Below are 5950 nucleotides of genomic sequence, written 5' to 3' on the forward strand. Positions count from 1 at the left end.
CAGAAGGCCGGTCAGCGCCACGATCCGGAACATCGCGATATCGACCGCGATCAGCATCCGGTCGGGCGGGTCGGCGAACCGGCCGACGTTGCCGCCACGGTGGCCTTTCTCGCCAGCGACAAGGCAGGCTTCATCACCGGCCAGCACATCAGCGTCGATGGAGGGATGACCAAGAAGATGATCTACGCCGACTAGCCGCGAGCCGCGAAAGCTAACACGGGCTTATTGCGAGAAAAGGGCCAGCGACGTCAGTCGCTGGCCCTTTTCGTAGCTCGTAGCTCGTAGCTCGTAGCTCGTAGCTCGTAGCTCGTAGCTCGTAGCTCGTAGCTCGTAGCTCGTAGCTCGTAGCTCGTCGCTCGTCGCTCGTCGCTCGTCGCTCAAGACTTCGGATGCCAGTTGCCATCGTCGCCTTTTTTGTACTTCGCCTCGACCGCCTTCCAGGCCACGGCGTGGCCGGTCTCTTCTCGAGAGCTGTCGCCGCGCCGGTCGCCGGGCTTGTCGTACTCGTCCCAGGCGCTGTTGAACGCTTCCTTGTAGATGGTGCGGGCGTGGGGCGGCAGCACCTTGCGTGCGCTATCGGGAATGTCGTCGCGGGAATCGTAAGGCATGAATGCTCTCCTCGAGCCGGAAATTCATCCTCAGTGTAGACGCCCGCCGAGCGCCTCAACCACGATTCAGGATTCGGCCTGGAGCAGCTCCGCCTCCAGCGTCTCCAGCGCCTCTTCCGCCGCCATCCACTCGCTCTCGAGCTGTTCGACTTCGGCCTGACGCTCGCCCTGTTCGCGCACCAGCCGGGCAAGCTCGTCCTTGCGTCCGGCATCGTAGATATCCGGGTCTGCCAGCTGCACTTCCAGTGCCGTGAGCGCACTCTGGGCCTTGTCGAGCTTCTTCTCCGCCGTATCGCGCTGTTTGCGCAGCGGCTTCATCTGCTCGCGCCGTTCGGCGGCTGCGCGGCGTGCCGCCTTGCGATCGCCACCGTCCGCCGCGCCTTTTTCCTGGCGCGCTTCCTGCTTCAGGTCTCGCCGCAGCTCCAGCTCGCGGGACTTCAGCCACTGATGGTAGTCATCGAGATCGCCATCGAAGGGCTCGACCCGGCCTTCGGCGACGCGCCAGAACGTATCCACGCTCGCCCGCAGCAGGTGGCGGTCGTGAGAGACGATGATCACCGCCCCTTCGTACTCGGCCAGCGCCTCGGCCAGCGCCTCGCGCATGTCCAGATCGAGATGGTTGGTCGGCTCGTCCAGCAGCAGCAGGTTGGGCTTTTCCCAGGCCACCAGCGACAGCGCCAGGCGGGCCTTCTCGCCACCGGAGAAGCGCGACACGTCGCCGAACACGTCGTCGCCACGGAAACCGAATCCGCCCAGGAAATTGCGAATCGAGAGATCACTGGCCGTGGGCGACAGCCGCTGGACATGCATGAACGGCGTGGCGCCGATGTCCAGGTGTTCCAACTGATGCTGGGCGTAGTAGCCGACCACCAGATTGTCGCCGGGGACTCGAGTTCCCTCGATCGGGGTCAGATCGCCGATCAGGGTCTTGATCAGGGTCGATTTACCCGCCCCGTTGGGCCCCAACAGACCGATTCGCTCGCCGGGCAAAATCGACACCTTCACCCCGTCGAGAATCGTGCGATCGGGGTATCCCAGCGATGCCTGATCCAGCGACAGCAGCGGCGTCGAGGTCTTGTCGGCGCACGGCAGCTGAAAGCGGAACGGCGAATCGACGCGGGCCGCGGCGATATTCTCCATGCGCTCGAGCATCTTCAGCCGGCTCTGGGCCTGGCGCGCCTTGGTGGCCTGGGCGCGGAAGCGCGCGACGAAACCTTCGATCTCGGCACGCCGGGCCTGCTGCTTTTCGTAAGCCGCCTGCTGCTGGGTCTGACGCTCGGCGCGGGCGCGTTCGAAGGCGCTGTAGTGGCCGCGATAGAGCATCAGCTGGCCTTGATCGATATGCAGGATGTGATCGCAGACCGCATCGAGGAAATCGCGGTCGTGGGAGATCAGCATCAGCGTACCGGGATAGCGCGTCAGCCACTGCTCCAGCCACAGCAGCGCGTCCAGATCCAGGTGGTTGGTCGGTTCGTCGAGCAGCATGATCTCCGACGGCGTGAATAGCGTCCGCGCCAGGCCCACGCGCATCCGCCAGCCGCCGGAGAAGTCCGCCAGCGGACGGTAGAGATCGTCCTGTCCGAAGCCCAGCCCGGCCAGCAGCTGTTCGGCGCGGGAGCGCGCGCTGTAACCATCGAGCGCCTCGATCTCACCGTGGAGGACGGCCTCGCGCTGCATCTCGCCGTTGGCCTGGGCTTCGGCAAGCGCCGTCTCGGTCTCGCGCAGGCCGACGTCGCCGTCGAGCACGTACTCCACCAGCGGACGATCGATGGCCGACACTTCCTGCGCCATATGCGCGATGCGCTTGCCACCGGCGATCTCCACGCTACCCGCGTCGGCACCGAGCTCGCCCCGGATCAGCGCGAACAGGCTCGACTTGCCGGCACCGTTGGCGCCGACGATGCCGACTTTCTGCCCCTCGTGCAGCACCAGATCGGCCCCCGCGAACAGTTGGCGGGTACCGCGTTGCAGGGCGAGTTGGCGGAATGCGATCATGCCGGGCTCCAGGGCGCATCGAATGGGCGCTCATTCTATCAGCCATCCGCTATCGGCATGGAGAGCGATGTCCACACCCGATGCATTCCCCTCGCTATGGTCCTACGCACTGGACCGCTATGCGCGCCCCGGGGCTGAAACCCTGTGCCTGACGCTTCAGGACGCGCACGGCTGGGATATCTGCGAACTGCTGTGGATCGCCTGGCTGAGCGAGCAACGCCGCCGCCCGGATCCTGGCGCGGCCGACGCCCTGGCCGACGCGAGAGCCTGGCAGCGCGAGATGACCGTGCCACTGCGCGAACGCCGGCGAGCGTTGAAAAGCGAGGCGCGGCTGCAACCGCGACTGGAACCGTTGCGGCAGACGCTAAAGCAGGCCGAACTGCAGGCCGAGCGCGAGATGCTGACACGCCTCGAAGCCCTCCCGACACTGGCTGGCGAACCGGAAACCGGCGTCGAGCTCGCCTTGCGCGCCTGCCGAACGCGCCGAGATATCGACGATGACGCTTACCCCGTGTTACGCGACCTGCTGGCATGCTGGCTGATCGATACGTCGGATGCGGAACCAAAACCCACCTGTTAGAGTCACACCACCACAATCCACCCGGTGTTTGAGGCTTCTTTGCAATCTGGCCAGCATCGGTTTTATCCGTGACCCAAGGAGTTTGCATGAAACGTTTGGTAACCGCCGTCGCCCTCGGCAGCATCATGACCCTGCCACTGACGGCCTTCGCGCAGGACAAGGTCGATCTCGACAGTGACCAGGCGAAACTCAGCTACAGCATTGGCGCCACGCTCGGTCAGGGTCTATCCAAGGACATCAAGGATCTCGACGTCGACGCCTTCGCGGCGGCCGTCAAGGATGTCTACGGCGATGATGACCTGCAGATGAGCCAGGATGACATCAGCAGCACGCTGACCCAGTACCAGCAGAAGAAAGTCTCCGAGCAGAAGGCCGAGCAGAAGAAGGTCGCGGATGAGAACCGCAAGAAGAGCGAAGCCTTCCTGAAGGAGAACGCCAAGAAGGATGGCGTCAAGACCACCGACTCCGGGCTGCAGTACAAGTCGCTCGAATCCGGTGACGGCAAGTCGCCCTCCGACGACGACACCGTTCGCGTCAACTACGAAGGCACCCTGCCGGACGGCACCGTCTTCGACAGCTCCTACAAGCGCGGCGAGCCGATCTCGTTCAAGGTCGACCAGGTCATTCCCGGCTGGCAGGAAGCGCTGAAGATGATGCACGTCGGCGATACCTGGATGATCACCGTGCCTTCCGATCTGGCCTATGGCCCGGCCGGCACCGGCGGTCCGATCGGCCCCAATCAGGCGCTACAGTTCAAGGTCGAGCTGCTGGCGATCAACCCCGATGACGGCGCCAAGGACAGCGGCGGCGATGCTGACAGCGACGACACGGGCAGCGATGACTCGGGCAGCGACGACTAAGCACCGCTAACGAGTTATCCTGCAACACCCGACGCCGACCCATCGTGGTCGGCGTCGGCGTTCACAGGCAGCGCTTGTCGCCCCGCCCCGCCATGGCCGACCCCAGGTCGTGGCTGTCGAAATCGAACCAGCTCCCTCTCAGACCGTGATCGCTGAGCACCACCACCTGGGCTCGCCAGGCGTCCACGTGAGCACTGCAAAGCCCCAGGCTGCCCCGCCCGACGAACAACCCATCGCCCTTGTCCTGAAGCGAGAGACGTCTCGATTCCACCGCCATGTCACGTCCGATGAACTGGACCGTCACCGCTTGCGGCGCGCGCCCGTGAACGCGGACTTCGAACGTCAAGGTGCCCTCGTCGTCGTGGGCCTGCTGAAGCGCGAACGCCAGCGACGAGTCGATCCCGAGGCCGGCGTGACAGCCCCCTTCCAGCAGCACGCAGCCCTGCGCCGGCGGATACCAGGTCACGTCACGGGTCGATTCGCGCAGATAGTAGTAATCGAGCAGATACCACAGCGCGATCACGATCGTCATCAGCGTGACCCCGATCAGCAGATTGAGCATCCGCGGTCTGGCGGTTTCCTCTTCGTGGGCAGCCATGGGCTTCTAGAGACTCCAAGCGGTGGGCATTAGCCGATAGACTAGCGGGCATAGGCGCTGCAGATCATCACCGAGGCGCTCGACAAGGATGACACATGAGCGATATCGCGAACGCCCTGGGCCCACTATTTCTGTTGATTCTGCTCGGCGCGGCGCTGGGCTGGGCGCGCTTCCCCGGCGGCGACTTCTGGCCGCGACTCGAGCGGTTCATCTACTACTTGCTGTTCCCGGCGATGCTGGTGGCGACGCTGGCCACCGCCGACGTCAGCCAGGTTCCGGTCTTTCGGCTCGGCGTGACGATGCTCGGCACGATGCTGCTGCTGGGTCTGGGGCTTTGGCTGGCAAAGGATCGCCTGCGACTGTCGCCGCCCGCCTTCACCTCGGCCTTCCAGGGCGTGGTGCGCTTCAATACCTACGTCGGCGTCGCCGGCGCCACCGCGCTGCATGGTGCCGAGGGTACCACGACGGCAGCCGTCGCCGTCGCCCTGATGGTGCCGACCGCGAACATCCTCTGCGTGCTGGCCTTCATCGGCTCCGGCACGCTGGGCAGCGCCAGTCTGGGTCAAAGCGCCATGGCGCTGCTGCGAAATCCGCTGATTCTCGCCTGCCTGATGGGCGTCGGCTTGAACCTCGGCGGCATCGGCCTGCCCGGCTGGAGCGCGGATGCCATCGGCCTGCTCGGCGATGCCGCCCTGCCGCTGGGGCTGGTGGCGGTGGGCGTGGCGTTGCGTCCCCAGGCGCTGTGGCGTAGCGGCAGGGCGTTCTGGCTGTCGAGCGCCCTCAAGCTGGTCGTCACGCCACTGATCGTGCTGGCGCTGGCCGCGATCGTCGGACTTCACGGCGCCAATCGCGATATCGCGCTGCTGTTCGCGGCGCTGCCGACCGCCACATCGGCTTATATCCTGGCCCGTCAGCTGGGGGGCGACGCGGAGTTGATGGCGGCCGTGATTACCGGCCAGACACTGCTGGCAATGGCGACCTTGCCGCTTCTATTGCACGCAGTCGGCGCGAGTTGATCGGCGCAAATAAAAAGGATTCTCGTTACGCTTGCAATCTCAAATGAGAATGATTACCTTTACATCGTGGCGCCGCCAAACGCCACTGATCATCGCAGCGAATGTCAGGTTCCTGCCCTGATCATCTCCTCATCAAGCTAGTCACGGTCCTTAGTGCCGCCCTGCCCAGGGCGGCTTTTTTATGTTCCTGTTTTAGACTCGTGCTTCAGGCTCGCGTTTTCTGCCCGGGATCGCGCCCGCTCAGAGCGTCGCGCTGCCAGGGTCCGCGACCCCGCAGTCTCTCGCGCAGCAGC

At 64.8% G+C, this 5950-nt stretch carries 7 protein-coding genes; 4 read left to right on the forward strand and 3 right to left on the reverse strand.

The window, feature by feature from the left end; genetic code table 11:
- Window positions 1-195 (forward strand): SDR family oxidoreductase (locus BTW08_RS18265; protein ID WP_139313721.1); only part of this gene is annotated, 195 nt, incomplete at its 5' end.
- 182 nt (window positions 196-377) lie between these two features.
- On the opposite strand, the gene BTW08_RS18270 is transcribed toward BTW08_RS18265, so the two are convergent.
- Window positions 378-608, reverse strand: coding sequence for a ChaB family protein (locus BTW08_RS18270; protein ID WP_075563900.1), 231 nt, complete (start codon window positions 606-608; stop codon window positions 378-380).
- A 66-nt stretch (window positions 609-674) separates the two neighbouring features.
- The gene (locus BTW08_RS18275) at window positions 675-2603 is read right to left on the reverse strand and encodes an ATP-binding cassette domain-containing protein (RefSeq protein ID WP_075563901.1); all 1929 of its coding nucleotides are present in this window, start codon (window positions 2601-2603) and stop codon (window positions 675-677) included.
- Between the two features lie 67 nt (window positions 2604-2670).
- Here BTW08_RS18275 and BTW08_RS18280 point away from each other — a divergent pair, with 67 nt between their 5' ends.
- Together BTW08_RS18280 and BTW08_RS18285 are read left to right on the forward strand one after the other, a co-directional pair.
- Window positions 2671-3183 (forward strand): TIGR02444 family protein, encoded by a 513-nt coding sequence (locus tag BTW08_RS18280; RefSeq protein WP_075563902.1) that lies wholly within the window; start codon window positions 2671-2673, stop codon window positions 3181-3183.
- 86 nt (window positions 3184-3269) lie between these two features.
- A complete protein-coding gene (locus BTW08_RS18285; RefSeq protein ID WP_075563903.1) occupies window positions 3270-4043 on the forward strand; it encodes an FKBP-type peptidyl-prolyl cis-trans isomerase in 774 nt (257 codons plus the stop codon).
- Window positions 4044-4104: 61 nt separating this feature from the next.
- Here BTW08_RS18285 and BTW08_RS18290 read toward each other — a convergent pair whose 3' ends face one another.
- Window positions 4105-4641 (reverse strand): hypothetical protein, encoded by a 537-nt coding sequence (locus BTW08_RS18290; RefSeq protein ID WP_075563904.1) that lies wholly within the window; start codon window positions 4639-4641, stop codon window positions 4105-4107.
- A 95-nt stretch (window positions 4642-4736) separates the two neighbouring features.
- On the opposite strand from BTW08_RS18290, the gene BTW08_RS18295 reads away from it, so the two are divergent.
- Complete coding sequence (locus BTW08_RS18295) at window positions 4737-5657, forward strand: AEC family transporter (protein ID WP_075563905.1); 921 nt, start codon at window positions 4737-4739, stop codon at window positions 5655-5657.
- The last annotated feature ends 293 nt before the right edge of the window (window positions 5658-5950 follow it).

Source organism: Salinicola sp. MH3R3-1 (genome assembly GCF_001937155.1).
Classification (GTDB): domain Bacteria; phylum Pseudomonadota; class Gammaproteobacteria; order Pseudomonadales; family Halomonadaceae; genus Salinicola; species Salinicola halophyticus.

Coding starts and splice junctions, on each gene's coding strand:
- BTW08_RS18270 (WP_075563900.1), bottom strand. CDS start 608: ATGCCTTACGATTCCCGCGACGACATTCCCGATAGCGCACGCAAGGTG.
- BTW08_RS18275 (WP_075563901.1), bottom strand. CDS start 2,603: ATGATCGCATTCCGCCAACTCGCCCTGCAACGCGGTACCCGCCAACTG.
- BTW08_RS18280 (WP_075563902.1), top strand. CDS start 2,671: ATGTCCACACCCGATGCATTCCCCTCGCTATGGTCCTACGCACTGGAC.
- BTW08_RS18285 (WP_075563903.1), top strand. CDS start 3,270: ATGAAACGTTTGGTAACCGCCGTCGCCCTCGGCAGCATCATGACCCTG.
- BTW08_RS18290 (WP_075563904.1), bottom strand. CDS start 4,641: ATGGCTGCCCACGAAGAGGAAACCGCCAGACCGCGGATGCTCAATCTG.
- BTW08_RS18295 (WP_075563905.1), top strand. CDS start 4,737: ATGAGCGATATCGCGAACGCCCTGGGCCCACTATTTCTGTTGATTCTG.